Raw genomic sequence first — 15413 nt, 5'->3', positions numbered from 1 at the left:
GGGGGGGGGGGGGGGGGGGGGGGCCGCCCCCCCCCCCCCCCCCTCCGGGACCTCCGGGACCTCCGGGACCTCCGGGATTTCCGGCGCTGTGGGGCGCGGCGGTTCGGGGTCCCAGGTCCGGCGGGCCCGTCGACGGGCCGGCCCCTCCGAAGCCCCGGCCGGGGTCCGGATCGACGCCGTCGGTGAGCAACGCCAGGTGCAGCCGCCGCAGTTCGGGGCCGGGGTCGAGTCCCAGCTCCTCGGCGAGCCGGCTGGTGAACCGCCGGTGCACGGTGAGCGCGTCGGCCGTCCGCCCCGAGGCGTGCAGCGCCCGCATCAACTGCCCGACGAACCGCTCCCGCAGCGGATGGTCGGCGACCAGGCCGGTCAGCTCGGGAATGCTCGCGCGGTGCCGCCCGAGTGCCGCGTCCAGGTCGAGGCAGTCCTCCCAGGCGGTGAGCCGCAGTTCGTCCAGCGGCACGGCGCCCGCGTCGATCAACTGCCCTTCCAGGCCGTCGAGTACGGGGCCGCGCCAGAGCGAGAGGGCCTGCCGCAGACCCGCCGCCGCGGCCGACTGCTGCCCGGCGGCGGCCGTCCGGCGGGACCGGGCGACGGTGTCGGCGAACAGGCGGGAGTCCAACCCGTGGTCGCCGAGCGGGATCCGGTAGCCGTGCCCGTCGGTGAGCAGGACGGGCGGCCCGGTCGGGTCCGCCTTACGGAAGGCCCGGCGGAGCAGCCCGGCCAGGTTGCGGACCTGGCGGTCGGCGGTGGCGGGCGGCCGGTCCTCCCAGACGGCGTCCACCAGCCGTGGCACCGGCACCGCGCCGCCCGGGTTCAACAGCAGTGCGGCGAGCAGTCGTTCCTGTCGGGTGCCGCCCAGTCGGATCCGGTGCCCCGTGCGGGTCCGGACCTCCAGCGGCCCCAGAATCGCGAACTCCATGCGCTGCCCCTCCCCAGGGTTCTTGCGCGCCGCTGTCGGGCCGTCGCGTTTGGTGACGAACCGGTGAGCAGATCATGCCAGAATCGTGCGCGTGGTTGAGAGGGTCGGGAGGTGCCGGTCCGCAGTGCGACCGGCGTCGTGAGCACTTCTTCCCCGGAGTTCCCTGGAGGAACAGGACCATGACCCGCATCAAGCGCCTCGCCGCCGTCGCGACCGCCGCCGCCGTGGCCGCCCTCGTGCCACTGGCCGTCGCCCCGGCCGCCCAGGCCCGCACCTCGGACGCCACCCACTACGGCATGACCTGGGAGGTCCTCAACTACGGTCCGAGCGGCACCGTCCAGGTCGGCGGCCCCGGCGGCACCGCCAGCAACGCCTACCAGGGCGACACCGCCCCCTGGGTCTCGCTGCCGGTGCTCTGCCTCAACCAGGACGGCCGGCCCGCGCCGGCCGGCATCAGCCTCGGCTTCTACAACGGCTGGGCCCTGGGCAGCGTGGCACTCAGCCGCCCGGTCAAGGGATCGGAGCTGACCAGCGCCGCGGCCGCCAACGAGGTCTGCCGCTCGACCTTCGGGCGCACCTGGCGGCAGGCCGAGTTCCACGACGGCCGCTACGGCTCGGACTACTCCTCGACCGGCGGCTGGACCTTCTGGGCCTCCGGCAGCCTGCCGCAGGGCGTGCGCTTCTGGACGTACATCAACGACCAGTACGCCAACCCCTGGAACTGACCCGCACCGCCGCACGCCCCTTGCGGCCGGCCCCCTGCCCACCCGGGCCGGGGGCCGGCCCCGCGCGGCCGGTCACCGGGCCTCCCCGGTCGTCCGTCCTCCCTGCTCAGCCGCCCTCCCCGGTCGTCCGCCCCTTCCGTTCACCCGCCCTCCCGGGGCACCGGGCGGGCCGGCTCACCAGGCGTCCCCGGCCTCCAACCAGCGGGCCCGGGCCTCGTGTTCCGCGTCCAGATGGCCGTCCAGCCGCCACCGCGCCACGTCGTAGTCGGGCAGGTGGCTCCACGCTTCGGCGGCCGTCAGCAAGTACCGCCAGAGCCGGCTGAGCCGGGCCATCAGCTCCTCGAACTCCTCGTCGAAGGCCGTGGCGACTTCCCGGCCGTCCCCGCCTGCGCCGTCCGCCCCGGCGGGTCCGGAGGCGCCCCCGGCCGCCTCCGCCACGTGCCCGGCGAGCGTGCCGAGCACCTCCCGTGCGCTCCCGGTCAGGGCCGTGACCGTGTGGGTCAGGGCCTCCCCGACCAGTTCCTCCTCACCGCCGGGCCTCGCGGCCGCCTCCCGCAGCAGCACGACCCGCCGCTCGATGAACCCGGCCAGCCCGTCGATGTCCTCCACGGTGATGTCCGCGGTGTACCGCAGCGCCGGTCGCCGAATGTCCGTCATCCCGCCGTCCCTCCCTCGACTCCCTCGAAATCCCTTCGAGGGGCCGGACCGGCACCCAGCCGCCGCATCCGGTCCGCACCCCCGAACCTCGGATATGGCACCGCCACCGGGGGTGGCAAACCCGGCGCACGGGAGCACGGCCGGGAGCGGAGTGGCGGCGCCCCCCAGACAACTGGGATCCCGGGCGGGTCCTCCGCGTCGGCGAGGCGGAGGACCCGCCCGGGATCCCAGCGGCGGTCGGATCGGTGAGGAGGCTGCGAGGGGGGCGGTGAGGGCGGTGGCGAGGGGGGCGGTGAGGTCGGTGCGGGGCGGTCAGGGCCGGGTGAAGGTGAGGTGGGTGACCCCGCTCGGGCTGGTGACGGACTCGATCCGGAAGCGCTGCTCCAGCCCTTCGAGTCCGTCCCACAGGCGCTCGCCCCGGCCGAGCAGCACGGGCACCACGACCACGTGCAGGTGGTCGACCAGGTCCGCGGCGAGGAATTCGCGGACCGTGCTCGGGCCGCCGCCGATCCGGACGTCCAGGCCGCCGGCGGCCTCCCGGGCGAGGGCGAGGACCTCCTGCGGGGTGCCGTCGACGAAGTGGAAGGTGGTGCCGCCCGCCATCTCCACGGTGGGCCTGGGGTGGTGGGTGAGGACGAAGACCGGCGTGCGGAACACCGGGTCCGGGCCCCACCAGCCGTTCCACTCGTGGTCCTGCCACGGGCCGCGCTGCGGGCCGAACTTGTTGCGCCCCATGATCTCCGCGCCGATCCCGTCGCCCCAGGCGCGCGCCATGGCGTCGTCCACGCCGGTCTCCCCGCCCTCGCCGCCCTGCATGGCGCGGAAGGTGCGGGTGTGGAAGAACCAGCTGTGCAGCCGGTCGCCGGCGTGGCCGAACGGCGCCTCCAGACTCTGTCCCTCGCCCGTGCCGTAGCCGTCGAGCGAGACCGAGAAGTTGTGGACACGGACCAGGGACACGGGACACCTTTCGGCGGGCGGTCGGGGTTCGGGCGCAGCGGAAGGGCCGCGTCCGGCTCGCGCCGACTCTAGTGCGGGCCCGCCCGGTTCGGCCGGGGACGCGCCGCCCCGCCGACCGGGCCGGACCAGGCCCCGCCGACCGGGCCGGACCCGTCCCGCCGGAACCGCGCTACCGGCTACGGCCCCGTCACCGGAGCGGCCCGTACCCCGCGGCGACGGGTCAGCGCCGGAACCATCCGGCGAGCCGGTCCCACCAGCCGAGCCGGGGCCCGGCGACGAGGGCGGGGGAGGGCCCGACCGGCGTCGGTCCGGGGAGCAGGGCCGGTGCCACCGGGGGGAGCGGCGGGCCCGAGGCGCTCGGGGCGGCGGCGGGCGCGGCGGCCGGGGGAGCGGAGTCCTGGGCGGGCCGCCGCTCGCGCGGGGTGAACTCCACCGGCAGCGCCATCAGATGGCGCGACAGCCAGGCCGAGGTCCAGGTCAGTTCCTCCTCCGGCACGGCGAGCCGGAGGTCCGGCAGCAGGGTGAGCAGGCAGTCGATCCCGGTCTCCGCGATCGCCCGCCCGATGTCCTGGCCCGGGCACTCGTGCGGGCCGCTGCCGAAGGACAGGTGGGAGCGGTTGCCGTGCAGCGGCTTCGCCAGGTCGGGCCGGACGACCGGGTCGACGTTCCCGGCGGCGAGGCCGAGCAGCAGCATGTCCCCGGCCCGGATCCGCTGGCCGTCGAGCAGGGTGTCCCCGGTGGCCCAGCGGCCGGCGACCAGCGACATCGGCGGGGCGTCCCAGAGGACTTGGTCGAGCGCGTCCGGCACGGTCATGTGGCCGCCCGACAGGTGCGCCCGGAACCGCTCGTCGGTGAGGATCATCTTCAGCGTGTCGGCGATCAGGTTGACGGTCGTCTCGTTCGCCGCGAGCAGCACGACCCGCAGGTGCTCCAGCACCTCCTCGTCCGTCAGCCCGGCCTCGTGCCGCATCAGCCGGGTGCAGAGGTCGGCGCCGGGGTCGGTCCGCTTGCGTTCGACCAGCCGGCGCAGGGCCGCGACCACGTGGTCGTTGCTGGTGATGGCGGTCTCGGTGCCCTTCATGAGGTCCCGGGCGGCCTCGACCAGGCGCGGGCCGTACTCCTCGGGCATGCCGACCAGCTGCGTCATCACCAGCATCGGCAGGTGCTCCGCGAAACGGCTCACCAGCTCGGCCTGTCCGGCCGGCCCGAACTCCTCGACCAGTTCGGCGGTGTAGCGGGTGACGAAGCGTCGGACGCCGCGCCGGTCGGTGCCGTTCAGGCCGTCGGTGACGGCGCCGCGCAGCCGTCGGTGCTCGGCGCCGTCGGCGAAGACGCAGAGCGGCTGCCAGGCGATGACCGGCATCAGCGGCGAGTCGGCCCCGACCCGCCCCTCCTGGAACGCCCGCCAGCGGCGCGAGTCCCGGGAGAAGCGGGAGGGTGTGCGCATCACGGTGAGGTTGGCGGAGTGGCCGAGGACCAGCCAGGCCGGCAGGTCGCCGTGCAGCAGGACGGGCGCGACCTCCCCGTGCTCGGCGCGCAGCTTCTCGTACAGGCCGGACGGGTCGGCCTCGGCCTCGGGACCGTAGAGGCGGCGGAGTTCGGCGACGGGAAACTCGTCGAGGCCGGGCCGGTCGCTCCCCGGTCCGGTGCTCCCCGGTCCGGTGCTCCCCGCTCCGGTGCTCGTCGAGTCGGCGTTCCCCGGTCCGGTGCTCCCCACTCCGGTGCTCGCCGAGTCGGCGTTCCCCGGTCGGGCGGGGCTCGGGATCTCGATGCCCGGGATGTCGATGCCCGGCGTGTCGATGCCCGGCCCGCCGGCCCCGTGGGCGGGGCAGCCGGCCGGCGGGGCGAGCGGGGCGTCGTCGCGGAACGGGGTGGTCACGGTGTCTCCGGAGGTCGTCGACGGGGGTGGCGGAGGAGGGCGGGGACGGGCGGCGCGCTCACCGCGCGGCCCGTGTCCCCGCCAGGTCGTAGAGGTAGTGCATGAGCGCGAGCAGCACGTCCCGTCCGGACTCGCGGACCCGGGCGTCGCAGGCGACGATCGGGACCTCCGGCGGCAGGTCCAGTGCGAGCCGCAGTTCCTCGTCCGGGTGGGCGGGCGCGCCGGGGAAGGCGTTGGCGGCGACCACGAACGGCACGCCGCGGTCCTCCAGCCGCCCGATCACGTCGAAGCTGACCTCCAGGCGACGGGTGTCGACCAGCACCACCGCGCCCAGGGCGCCCTCGAACAGGCCGTTCCACAGGAACCAGAACCGCTCCTGCCCCGGGGTGCCGAAGAGGTACAGCACCAGCTCCTCGCTGATGCTGATCCGGCCGAAGTCCATCGCGACCGTGGTCTCGGACTTCCGCTCGATCCCGGCCAGGTCGTCGACGTCCGCCCCGGCCTGGGTCATCGTCTCCTCGGTGGTCAGCGGACGGATCTCGCTCACCGCGCCGACCAGGGTGGTCTTGCCGACGCCGAAGCCGCCGACGACGACCACCTTGACGGCCGCGGCGGCCGAGTCCGGCAGGAGATCCTCGTCGGCCGGCCCGCGCACCGTGTCAGAGGCGCTGTAGTCCATGCATCACCGCCTCCAACAGGGCACGGTCGGGGAGTAGCGCGGCCGGGACGGAGGCGCGCGCCTCGACCCGCTCCTCGGCCACGAGGTCGGCCAGCAGCACGGTGACCGCGCTGACCGGCAGCCGCAGATAGGCGGAGATCTCGGCCACCGAGAGCGGCGATCCGCACAGGTGCAGGATCGCCGCGTGCTCGGGCGGCATCGAGGGCGTGGGCTCCGCACGGGAGACGATCAGCGTGACCAGGTCCAACGCGGCCCGTCCGGCCGGTTGGGTGTGGCCGCGCGTGATCACGTAGAAGCGTTCCGGGGCTTCCTCGCCCCAGTCCCGGCCGGCTGTGCTCATGCGACGGGCTCGCCCCTTCGGGGAGGCGTACTGAGGTGTTCGCCGATCCGGGCGACCAGATCGCGCATCCGCTGGCCCATCAGCCCGGCGTCCACGCCCTCGTCGGCCAGCACCGCGAGGAAGGCCCGGGCGCCGGCCGCCATCAGGTAGAAGAAGCCGCCGCCCATCTCGATCACCACCAGCCGCATCCGGCCGTCCCCGTGCGGGAACTCGTGGCCCACGGCCGCCGCCAGGCTCTGCAGGCCGGCGCAGGCGGCGGCGAGCCGGTCGGCGGTGTCGGTCTCGGTGCCGTGCTGGGCCATCCGCAGGCCGTCCGCGGAGAGCACGATGACGTTGCGGACGTGCGGGACTTCGTCCGCCAGCTGCTTGAGCAGCCAGTCCATGTTGGTCCGTGGCTGAATCACCGTTCGTCCCTCCCCGTCGAGTCCCCGTTGTCGTGGTCGGCCGCGCCGGTGCCGTTGACCCCCTCGGTGAAGGCGGCCAGCCAGAGGCCCGGCTGCACCGGCCCCGCCGGGGTGGAGGGATCGGCACCGGTCCGCTCCGGTGGGCCGCCGAACCCGTCGCCCCGGCCGGTCGGACCCGCCGAGCCGTTCACACCCGCCGGGCCTTTCGCGGCCAATGCGCCGTTCGCGGCCGGTGCGCCGTTGGGGCCCGGTGCGGGACTGGGTCCGGCCGCACCGCTGGAGCCCGCCGCACCGCCCGCGGACGCCCGACCGGTCGTGCCGCCGGAGCGGGCGGTGGTGGTGCGGGTCGTCTGGGCGACGCCGATCCGGGTGGTCGGCGCGGCGTGCCGGCGCCGGCGGGGCAGACCGGTGGGGGTGCGCTCGGTCACCACCGGCACGTCCCCCCCACCGCTGAGCGGCCCCGGCAGCGAGCCGGAGAGCGGCCGCCGCGGCGGTGGCGAGGTGTGCGGGCGGCGGTCGTCCACCGGCTCCGGACCGGACGAGCCGGTGACACCGATGCCGTGGGCGCGCCCGGTCGCGGGCGCGGTGGTGATCAGCTCCTGCGGCACGACCAGCACCGCCCGCACCCCGCCGTAGGCCGAGGGACGCAGCGAGACCTGGAAGCCGTACGCCCGGGAGAGCCGGCCGACGACGGCGAGGCCGAGCCGGGGGGTCTCACCGAGCTCGTTGAGGTCGATGCCGGCCTGCGCCTCCAGCAGCATCCGCTCGGCGCGGGCCCGGCCCTCCTCGCTGAGGCTGAGCCCGCCGTCCTCGATCTCGATCGCGATGCCGGTCTGCACCTCGACCGCGGTCAGGTGCACGCTGGTGTGCGGGGGCGAGTAGCGGGTGGCGTTGTCGAGGAGTTCGGCCACCGCGTGGATGAGCGGCTCGACCGCCGGGCCGACCACTGCCACGTCGGAGACCGGGTGCAGCTCGACCCGCTGGAAGTCGAGGATCCGCGACATGCCGCCGCGCAGCACGCTGTACAGCGGCACGGCCCGGTTCCACTGACGGCCCGGCCGCGCGCCGCCGAGGACGGCGATGCTGTCGGCCAGGCGGCCGATGAGGGCGTTGCCGTGGTCGACCAGCAGCAGGTCGTCGAAGACCGCGGGGTCGTTGCCGTGCCGGTGCTCCATGATGCGCAGCTCGGCGGCCTGCCGGTGGACGATCGCCTGCACACGGCGGGCGATGTTGACGAAGGAGCGCCGGGCCGACTCGCGCAGCGCCTCCTCCTTCTCGACGGTCTCCAGTACGGCGCGCAGCAGGGTCTGCTGCGCGGTCCGGAACTCCGCGCCGACCGTGACGTCCTGGAGGGTGTACGCGTTGACCAGGTCTTCCAGGCCCTCGCCGTGGGTGAGCCGGGTCATGGCGGCGGGCAGGACGGACTTGGCCAGCCGGATGTACTCGGTCTCCTGCCGGGTGAGCCGGCGGATCAGTTCACCCTCGCGCTGGACGGCCCGCGCGCGGAGTTCCTCCGTCGCCCGGCCCCGCCGGGCTGCCTCGGCGGCGACCAGGACCACGGCCAGGGCGCCCACCGCCGCGCAGACGGCGACGGGGAGGCGCGAGTCGGGGGAGGCCGTGGCCACGGTGACGGCGGCGACGGCGGCCGTCACGACGGTGGGCAGGAGCCAGACGAGCACGGGGGCGGAGCGCCGGCGTCCGGGTGACGAACCAGCACCAAGCATTCAGCATCCTCAAACGATCGGAAGAGTGGGGGAACGGGCGGGCGGCCGGTGGGCCTGAGGGTTCGGAGCGGAGCGGTGCGGTGGGTGGTGGCGCGCGGGTGGTGCGCGACACGGTGGGTCTCCGCGGTGCGGCGCCCGGGGACGGCGGGTGAGCGCCGGTGGTGGCACCAGGTTTACCGCGCTCCGCGCGCCCCGAACCGGCGCACGCCGCCGGTTCGCCAATGCGAGCGGTCTCCGGGTGAACTTGCCCCTCGGAAGGGCCACTTCGTGCTAGGGCGTGGATCCGGGCGGTGGGCGGCGGCGGCCGGGGCGTCAGCCCGGGCCGGACCGCGTCCACCGAAATGATGAGCCGTCGAGCTCCCGCTGCCCGGGTGACGGGAAACGTGAGCGGCTGTGCGGGGGTCAGGCGGGGCGCACCGCGCGGGGGCCGGTCACGGCGGCGCCGAGTGCGGTGACCCGGGCGCGCAGGCCCCGGTCCGCCGTGACGACCAGGCAGTTCCGTCCGGGGCGGGCGGCGAGGGCCGCCGAGACGAGCGCGACGATCAGGTCGTCGCCGCTCCCGGTGGCGGCCTCGACGCGCACCCCGGGTGCGGCCGTGACTCCCCGGGCCGCGCCCTCGACGACGAGGAGCACCTCCAGCGGGCCGGTCCGGGCCCAGGGCGGGACGTCGGCCCGCTCGCCCGGGACCCCGTGGCCGGCGACGGGCGCGAGCGTGTCCCGCAGCCGCTCGGCCGCACCGCGCCGGTCCCGCCACCAGCCGTCGGGTACCGAACCCACCACGTTGGCGCCGTCCACCACAAGCAGCGGCGGCTCCGGGGCGGCCCCGCCCGTCTCGCTCTCCATGGCGGGCCAGTCTGTCACGGACCCCCGGGCCGGTAGCGGTAGCGGCGGCGGGACCGGCGCGGAGCGGGTGACGGGGGCGCGTGGGCGCTCCGGAGCGCCCTTACCGCTCCACGCGTGCCGGTGCGCCCGTGCCGGTCTCCGCACCGGTTTTGCTCAGAGGTCGGGGAAGCACTCCTCGGCGAACTCCCCGCCGAACACCTGGTGCGCGTGGGTGAGCATCCGGCCGGCGTACACGGGGTTCCGGGCCAGGGCGGAGTAGCCGTCGCCCTCGACGGTCAGCAGGCCGCAGGTGTCGGCGAGATAGACGTCCAGGCCCGGGTACATCAGCTCGACGCACGGGATGTCGTCCACGTCGAGGGCCAGCACCGGGTACTCGCCGTGCGCGTCGCCCGGGCCGGTCGCCAGGACCCGGCGCGAGTCGGAACCGCCCGGGAGTAGGAAGCACTCGTCGAAGCGGTCCGAGACGCCGTCGAAGCAGGAGCCCCAGACCTCGCCGAACTCGTCCCGCGCCAGCTCGCCCAACGACCGGGGCGTGAAGCGGTCGTCCTCGTCGAGCCAGCCGAACCGGCGCAGCAGCCCGGTGTCGAAGGCCAGCCAGCGCCGCAGGCTCGGCGGCAGCGGCCGGCCGCTGGGGAAGACCGCCCCGGCCGGCGGTCCGGCCGGCAGCGGCCGGGGCTCGCCGGTCAGCCACGGCCCGGCCCACGGGCCGTAGGCCAGGATCGGCCGGTGCGGGTCCGCCCGGACGGAGGCGATCACCCGCTCGGTCAGCGCGATGCCGTGCTCTGCGGTCGGGGGGATCGGGGTCACGGGGTTCATCGGGCTCGGTGTCCTGTCCGCGAATCGCTCGACTGGTGCTCGGTCGCGCCGAATCTACGGCCCGCCTCCGACAACGGTCTGCCGCCGACAACGCCCGGCTCCCGGGGACCGGCCCGACGGGCCCCACGGACGGACCCGGGACCGCCGGACCGGCCCTGACGGCCTGTCGGGCCGACGGCCTAGGATCGACGGTCCACGAAACATCGATCCCGGAGGTCACAGGAATGTCGGACCAGCGTGTAGTCGTCGTCACCGGCGGAGGAAGCAGCATCGGCGCCGCCACCGCGCGGCTGCTGCGGGCCGAGGGCCACCACGTGGTGGTGTCCGGCCGTCGGCGTGAGCCGCTGGAGCTGGTCGCCAGGGAGACGGGGGCGCTCGCGCACGTCTCCGACACCACCGAGCCGGAAGGCGTCCGCGGGCTGGTCGCGGCAGCCGTCGCCGCCTACGGCCGGATCGACGGGCTGGTGCTCAACGCCGGGGTGGGCCGGGGCGGCTCGGTGGGCGAGGTGACGCTGGAGGACTGGGAGCTGGTGATGCGGACCAATCTCACCGGCCCGTTCCTCCTGCTGCGCGAGGCGCTGCCGCACCTCCTGGCCGCGCGCGGCGCCGTGGTGGCGGTGGCCTCCGTCTCGGCGCTGCGTAACGGCGCCGGCAGTGCCGCCTACGCGACCTCGAAGGCCGCGCTGCTCCAGCTGTGCCGCTCGCTGACCGTCGACTACGGCCGGCTCGGCCTGCGGGCCAACACCGTCTGCCCGAGCTGGGTGCGCACCGAGATGGCGGACCGCAGGATGGCGCGCTTCGCGGAGGAGGCCGAGCTGGCCGGCGGCGTCGACGAGGCCTACCGCGAGGCGACGGCGCTGACCCCGGCGGGCCGGCCGGGAGAGCCGGAGGAGGTGGCCGCCGCGATCGGCTGGCTGCTCTCCCCGGCCGCCGGTTATGTGAACGGCGCGGTGCTCACGGTCGACGGCGGGGTGACCGCTCTGGATCCCGGTACGGCGGCCTTCGGGCTCCGGCTGGAGCCGCGCGCCGGCGGCTGACCGGAGGACCGGTCGGACGCCCGCCCGGTGGAGCGGCCGACCGACCGTCCGGACCGATGCAATTGAGTCATTGAAAGGCCGAAACCAGTAAATGGCTTCAAAGATAAGGCTGGACGGCAATCTTCCGCTTGAATCCATGGCAGTATCTGAGGTGTGAAGCATGAAATGTCACATGGCTTCACTCTGCCACCCCTACCCATGAACGGGAAAAGTTCGATGAATCGGCCTCTCGCCATCCTCGCCACCAGCGCCGCTCTGACCCTCGCCGGTGCGCTCCCCGGCGCCGCGCTCGCCTCCGCCTCCGCCGCCCCGAGCGTCCCGGGGACCTGCGCGACCAGCTACCGGGGCGTGGTGGTCAACGAGATCTGCGCCATCGTCAGCGGCGACCAGGTGACCTTCCACGGCCGGACCACGCCGACCAGCGTCACCTGGACCCCGCGCCCGGTCCCGTTCCGCCTCACCGCCAAGGTCGTCGGCGGGGCGGAGATCGGCACCATCACGCCGACGGTCAACGTCAGCTGGTCCGCCACTCCGGTGGGCATGATCTCCGGTGTCCTGCCCTGCGGCTCCACCGCCGAGGCCACCCTCGAAACCACCGAGTGGGGGTGGCCGCCGGCCGCCGTCACCCTCTCCGTCGCGGCGTCCTGCTGATCCCCGCAGACACGTCCGCACGGCGAAGGGCCCTGCCTGGTCGGCCAGGCAGGGCCCTTTTTTCTGGTGCGTCAGCCGTTCCGGGCCGTTCCCGGCCGTCCCGGCGCCCGCTCCCCCCGGATTCCCGACCGGGAACCGCCCACACGGTCCCGGCCGGCGCTCAGTGCGCCCAGTGGGGCCCGGGACCGGACCGGCTGAGCCGGGCCAGACGGACCAGTGCCACCGGGTGGTGCCCGGCCTTGCGGGGGGAGGGGGAGAGCCGGACCGTGGCCCCGGCCTCGGCCGGTCCGTCCGTCGCCGGTCCGGCGGTCGCGCTCAGCGCGTGGTGACGTGCACTCATCACTCGGGATCCCTCCTGGTCGGGGAGCGGCTGCCCCGCTCGCTCGCCAATGACCACCAGGGAACCGGCCCGGACCGGCCGGATCAATGCGGGCGACTACCTATCGGCCGGCGGGAACGCTGGGGGCACCCGCCGCGGGGCACCCACGCGGACGTGCGCGGCACCCGCGAGGGCCCGCCGCGCCCGGTCCCGACCGACCCCGCGCACCGCGACCGCGCACCCCCGCGCACCCCCGCGCACGCCGCGACCCTACGCACCGCGACCCTACGCACCGCGGCCCCGGTCACCCGCCGCCCGCGCCCGCCGCGTCCTCGGCGTCCGCCCGGGCCAGCGCCTGCGCCGTCCCGGCCCGGCCGGTGCCCAACTTGGCCAGCACGTTCGCCACATGATGCTCCACCGTGCGCGGCGACAGGAAGAGGGCCTGGGCGATGTCCTGGTTGCCCGTCCCCTGCGCGAGCAGCTCCGCCACCTGCCGTTCGCGCGGCGACAGCCGCTTGCCGTAGCCGCGGCGGCCCGGCGAGCCGATCCCGCCGAGATCGAGGTCCCGGCGCAGTTTCCGGCAGCGGGCGGTGTCCGTAGTGGCCCCCAGCTCCAGGTAGACCCGCTCGGCGGCGGCCATCCGCTCCGCCGCCCGCGCCCGGTCGCGCGCGGCCAGCACGGCGGCGATCCGCTCGTCGGCCCGCGCCGCCTCGTACGGTCGCCCGATGTCCTGCCAGTGGTCCCTGGCCCGGGTGAACGCCTCCGCCGCCTCCGGATCGCCGTCCGCGTCCAGCAGCAGACCCCGGGCGAGGTGCAGCGCCGCCGTCACCGCCGGCGCGTCCCGGTCGGTGAGCGACTCCGTGGCCTCCTCGGTGACCTCCCCGGCCTCGGCCCGCCCGCCCGTCGCCAGCAGGGCCTCGACGGCGACCGGCAGCAGCTCGGCGGTGCGCGCCCAGGCGTCGGCCTGCCGGGCCGTGGCCAGCGCCGGCCCCACCGTGCCGGCGGCCCCGGCGGTGTCGCCCTCCAGCAGTTGCAGGCCGCCGAGCCCGGCGGCAGCCCGCAGCGCCACGGTCACCTGCGACTCCCGCTGGCCGAAGCGGGCGGCGATCTCGAACTCCTCCCGGGCCAGCGCCAGCCGGCCCCGCCCCGCCGAGAGCCGCCCGAACAGCAGCGAGCGCTCGGCACCGGCCATCGCCAGGTCGTCGAACTCCGCGCCCAGCCGGGCGAACCGGGGCTCCACCACGTCCCAGCGCCCGGCCAGCATGTCGAGCCGGATCAGTGCCAGCCGGCTGTAGCACTCCAGGTACGGAATGCCCGTCAGCCGGGCCAGCCGGCGGCTCTCCTCCAGCAGGTTCGCGGACCGGCGGTCGTAGCCCAGCTCGATCGCGATCTCGCCCGCGTTGTACAGCGCCCGGGTGGTCTGCCGCATCACCTCGGGGCGTTCGGAGTCGCGCGGCAGCTCGTCCAGCCGGTCCCAGACCGCCGGATCGCCGTCCCGGGCCTGGAAGGTGAGCGAGGTGGCCCGCACCGCGGCGGCCACGTCCTCGTCCGGGTTGGCCGCCAGCAGGCCCTCCGCCCGCGCGAGCCACTCCCCGGACCGGCGGCCGGCGCCGTCGCGCTCGTCCATGGCGATCGCCACCATCGCCCGGGCCGCCCGCACCGGGCGCTCCTCCAACTCCTCCAGGGACTCCCGGATCCGGTCGAAGCCGGCCCTGTTGCCGCTGTGCACCGCCATCAGGAAGCCGAGCGCGAGCCGGATCTCGCCCCGGTCGGCGACCGGCAGCCGGGGATCGGCGACCATGCCGCTCAGCACCTGCACGCTGGCCGCCGGATCGACGTCGTCGGCCGCGAGCCGGGCCAGCGCCAGGGCCGCCCGGCCCCGGCGGCGCGGGTCGAGGTCGGGCTCGTCGAGCAGGCCGCGCAGCATCCGCCGGGCACCGCCCGGGTCGCCGAGGGCGGCGGCCTGGTCGGCGGCGGCCTGGGCGAGGTCCTGCCAGGCCGGGCGGTCGCCCATGGCCAGGGTGTGCTCGGCGATCCGGGCGAGCGGCCGGGGCTCCCTCGTCCCCAGCGCGGCCACGGCCCGCTGGTGCAGGACCCGGCGCCGGGGCCCGGCGACCCGCCCGTGGGCGACCTGCCGGGCCGACGGGGAGCGGAAGGCGTAGCGGTCCGGCGCGGTCTCCCGCAGGACGCCCGCGTGCAGCGCCTCGGTCAGGCCGTCGGCCCCGGCCCCGGCGTCCAGCCCGGCGACGGCGGTCAGCAGCTCCTCGTCGGCGGGCACCCCGACGACGGCGGCCGCCGCCACGACGGCCGCGCCGTCGCCGCCCAGGCGGGCGAGCCGCTCGGTCACCGCGTCGCGCAGTCCGCGCGGGACCTCGGTGCCGGCCAGGACGGCCGCCAGGTCGCCGGTGGCGGCGCGGCCACCGGTCCCGCCGGTCCGCTCGTTGGACGGACGGTCGTTGGACGGACGGTCCGGGGAGGCGGCTGCGCGTTCGGCCAGGGCCCGCAGGTCCTCCTCGACGGCCAGCGGCAGGCCCTGGCTGCGTTCGTGCAGGACCCGCGCGAGTTCGGGGGTCGCCGCCGGGCCCAGCACGGACCGGGCCAGCTCCGCGACCTCGCGCTCGTCCAAGGGCGCCAGCCGCTCCAGCCGGACCGGCGCACCGACCGCCCCGGGCCCCTCGCCGGTCCCGTGCCCGCCGGTCCCGTGCCCACCGGTCCTGGCGGGCGCGGGGCGGAAGGCCGCCCCGGGCGCCGGGGTGCCGGGCGGCAGGTCCTCGGGACGGTAGGTGACCACCAGTGCGAGCCGCGGCGGCAGGTCACGGGCCAGCCGGACCAGCAGGTCGAGGGTCGCGTCGTCGGCCCACTGGAGGTCCTCCACCACCAGCACCGGGGCGTCGAGCGCCGTGAGCAGCGCCCGCACCCCCTGGGCGAGCAGTCGGCGCGCGGACAGGAGCGTCCCGCCGTCCGGCGGCGCGGCCGGCAGCTGGGCGGCGAGGTCGGGCAGCACCAGCCGCAGCGCCCCGGTGCTGGGCGGCAGCTCGCCGGGCGGGGGCAGCAGGGCGGCGGCGTCCCGCAGGGCGTCCACGACCGGGCCGAACGGCTCCGGCTCACGCAGCGGGTGGCACCGGCCGAGCAGCACCGGCCGGCGGGGGAGGGCGCCGCCGGGCGCCGTAGGCGTCCCGTCCTGGGCGGTCCCGCGCGCGGCCGTCCCGCTGCCCGGCCTCGCGTGCAGGGCCCGGACGGCCTCGGCGACCAGCCGCGACTTGCCGCTGCCCGCCTCGCCCTCGACGAGCAGGACGACCGGGGGCCTGGCGAGCGCGTCGGTCAGCCGGGCGAGTTCACCGACCCGGCCCACGAAGACGGCCCCCGGAGCTGCCCCCTCCGGGGCGGTCGGCGGCGACGGCCGGTTCATCGGCGCCGTGCCCGGCCGCGCCCGGCGCGGCCGTCGGCACCCCGGCACGGGGTG

The 15413-nt window shown here is 76.2% G+C and carries 15 protein-coding genes; 3 read left to right on the top strand and 12 right to left on the bottom strand.

Going from position 1 to position 15413, the window contains the following annotated elements:
• On the bottom strand, positions 1 to 919 hold a 919-nt coding region (locus SM793_RS31325), incomplete at its 3' end, for an AfsR/SARP family transcriptional regulator (protein ID WP_320441693.1).
• A 179-nt stretch (positions 920 to 1098) separates the two neighbouring features.
• Here SM793_RS31325 and SM793_RS31320 point away from each other — a divergent pair.
• Positions 1099 to 1644 carry a hypothetical protein gene (locus SM793_RS31320; RefSeq protein WP_320441692.1) on the top strand — a complete coding sequence of 182 codons (546 nt, stop codon included), beginning with the start codon at positions 1099 to 1101 and terminating at the stop codon, positions 1642 to 1644.
• Positions 1645 to 1818: 174 nt separating this feature from the next.
• Here the strand turns inward: SM793_RS31320 and SM793_RS31315 are convergent, their stop codons facing one another.
• The 9 genes from SM793_RS31315 to SM793_RS31275 all read right to left on the bottom strand — a co-directional run bounded on the left by SM793_RS31315 (position 1819) and on the right by SM793_RS31275 (position 9943).
• A complete protein-coding gene (locus SM793_RS31315) occupies positions 1819 to 2301 on the bottom strand; it encodes a hypothetical protein (RefSeq protein ID WP_320441691.1) in 483 nt (160 codons plus the stop codon).
• A gap of 312 nt (positions 2302 to 2613) precedes the next feature.
• Positions 2614 to 3258, bottom strand: coding sequence for a dihydrofolate reductase family protein (locus SM793_RS31310; RefSeq protein WP_320441690.1), 645 nt, complete (start codon positions 3256 to 3258; stop codon positions 2614 to 2616).
• A 220-nt stretch (positions 3259 to 3478) separates the two neighbouring features.
• Positions 3479 to 5137, bottom strand: a complete 1659-nt coding sequence (locus tag SM793_RS31305) for a cytochrome P450 (protein ID WP_320441689.1) — start codon at positions 5135 to 5137, stop codon at positions 3479 to 3481.
• Positions 5138 to 5195: 58 nt separating this feature from the next.
• Positions 5196 to 5816 carry a GTP-binding protein gene (locus SM793_RS31300; protein WP_320441688.1) on the bottom strand — a complete coding sequence of 207 codons (621 nt, stop codon included), beginning with the start codon at positions 5814 to 5816 and terminating at the stop codon, positions 5196 to 5198.
• Positions 5797 to 6156, bottom strand: a complete 360-nt coding sequence (locus SM793_RS31295) for a DUF742 domain-containing protein (protein WP_320441687.1) — start codon at positions 6154 to 6156, stop codon at positions 5797 to 5799. The genes SM793_RS31300 and SM793_RS31295 overlap by 20 nt, the downstream gene beginning before the upstream one ends.
• On the bottom strand, positions 6153 to 6560 hold the full coding sequence (locus SM793_RS31290) for a roadblock/LC7 domain-containing protein (protein ID WP_030301817.1): 408 nt from the start codon (positions 6558 to 6560) through the stop codon (positions 6153 to 6155). The genes SM793_RS31295 and SM793_RS31290 overlap by 4 nt, the downstream gene beginning before the upstream one ends.
• Positions 6557 to 8239: an ATP-binding protein gene (locus tag SM793_RS31285; RefSeq protein WP_413816070.1), complete on the bottom strand. Its 1683-nt coding sequence runs from the start codon at positions 8237 to 8239 to the stop codon at positions 6557 to 6559. Before SM793_RS31285 ends, SM793_RS31290 begins: the two co-directional genes overlap by 4 nt.
• 447 nt (positions 8240 to 8686) lie before the next feature.
• Positions 8687 to 9127, bottom strand: coding sequence for an NTP pyrophosphohydrolase (locus SM793_RS31280; protein ID WP_320441685.1), 441 nt, complete (start codon positions 9125 to 9127; stop codon positions 8687 to 8689).
• A 153-nt stretch (positions 9128 to 9280) separates the two neighbouring features.
• Positions 9281 to 9943 (bottom strand): hypothetical protein, encoded by a 663-nt coding sequence (locus tag SM793_RS31275; RefSeq protein ID WP_320441684.1) that lies wholly within the window; start codon positions 9941 to 9943, stop codon positions 9281 to 9283.
• A gap of 224 nt (positions 9944 to 10167) precedes the next feature.
• Here SM793_RS31275 and SM793_RS31270 point away from each other — a divergent pair, with 224 nt between their 5' ends.
• Both SM793_RS31270 and SM793_RS31265 read left to right on the top strand, forming a co-directional pair.
• Positions 10168 to 10980, top strand: coding sequence for an SDR family oxidoreductase (locus tag SM793_RS31270; RefSeq protein WP_320441683.1), 813 nt, complete (start codon positions 10168 to 10170; stop codon positions 10978 to 10980).
• A 216-nt stretch (positions 10981 to 11196) separates the two neighbouring features.
• Positions 11197 to 11631, top strand: coding sequence for a hypothetical protein (locus SM793_RS31265; protein ID WP_320441682.1), 435 nt, complete (start codon positions 11197 to 11199; stop codon positions 11629 to 11631).
• Positions 11632 to 11791: 160 nt separating this feature from the next.
• On the opposite strand, the gene SM793_RS31260 is transcribed toward SM793_RS31265, so the two are convergent.
• Together SM793_RS31260 and SM793_RS31255 are read right to left on the bottom strand one after the other, a co-directional pair.
• On the bottom strand, positions 11792 to 11971 hold the full coding sequence (locus SM793_RS31260; RefSeq protein ID WP_320441681.1) for a hypothetical protein: 180 nt from the start codon (positions 11969 to 11971) through the stop codon (positions 11792 to 11794).
• 283 nt (positions 11972 to 12254) lie between these two features.
• Positions 12255 to 15359, bottom strand: a complete 3105-nt coding sequence (locus SM793_RS31255) for an AAA family ATPase (RefSeq protein WP_320441680.1) — start codon at positions 15357 to 15359, stop codon at positions 12255 to 12257.
• Positions 15360 to 15413: the final 54 nt, after the last annotated feature.

Origin of the sequence: Kitasatospora purpeofusca, assembly GCF_034043715.1 — a bacterium.
Lineage (GTDB): Bacteria > Actinomycetota > Actinomycetes > Streptomycetales > Streptomycetaceae > Kitasatospora > Kitasatospora purpeofusca_A.
This window is presented reverse-complemented; position numbering and strand designations above follow the sequence as displayed.

Coding starts and splice junctions, on each gene's coding strand:
- SM793_RS31265 (WP_320441682.1), top strand. CDS start 11,197: ATGAATCGGCCTCTCGCCATCCTCGCCACCAGCGCCGCTCTGACCCTC.
- SM793_RS31315 (WP_320441691.1), bottom strand. CDS start 2,301: ATGACGGACATTCGGCGACCGGCGCTGCGGTACACCGCGGACATCACC.
- SM793_RS31295 (WP_320441687.1), bottom strand. CDS start 6,156: ATGAGCACAGCCGGCCGGGACTGGGGCGAGGAAGCCCCGGAACGCTTC.
- SM793_RS31270 (WP_320441683.1), top strand. CDS start 10,168: ATGTCGGACCAGCGTGTAGTCGTCGTCACCGGCGGAGGAAGCAGCATC.
- SM793_RS31280 (WP_320441685.1), bottom strand. CDS start 9,127: ATGGAGAGCGAGACGGGCGGGGCCGCCCCGGAGCCGCCGCTGCTTGTG.
- SM793_RS31255 (WP_320441680.1), bottom strand. CDS start 15,359: ATGAACCGGCCGTCGCCGCCGACCGCCCCGGAGGGGGCAGCTCCGGGG.
- SM793_RS31275 (WP_320441684.1), bottom strand. CDS start 9,943: ATGAACCCCGTGACCCCGATCCCCCCGACCGCAGAGCACGGCATCGCG.
- SM793_RS31320 (WP_320441692.1), top strand. CDS start 1,099: ATGACCCGCATCAAGCGCCTCGCCGCCGTCGCGACCGCCGCCGCCGTG.
- SM793_RS31260 (WP_320441681.1), bottom strand. CDS start 11,971: ATGAGTGCACGTCACCACGCGCTGAGCGCGACCGCCGGACCGGCGACG.
- SM793_RS31300 (WP_320441688.1), bottom strand. CDS start 5,816: ATGGACTACAGCGCCTCTGACACGGTGCGCGGGCCGGCCGACGAGGAT.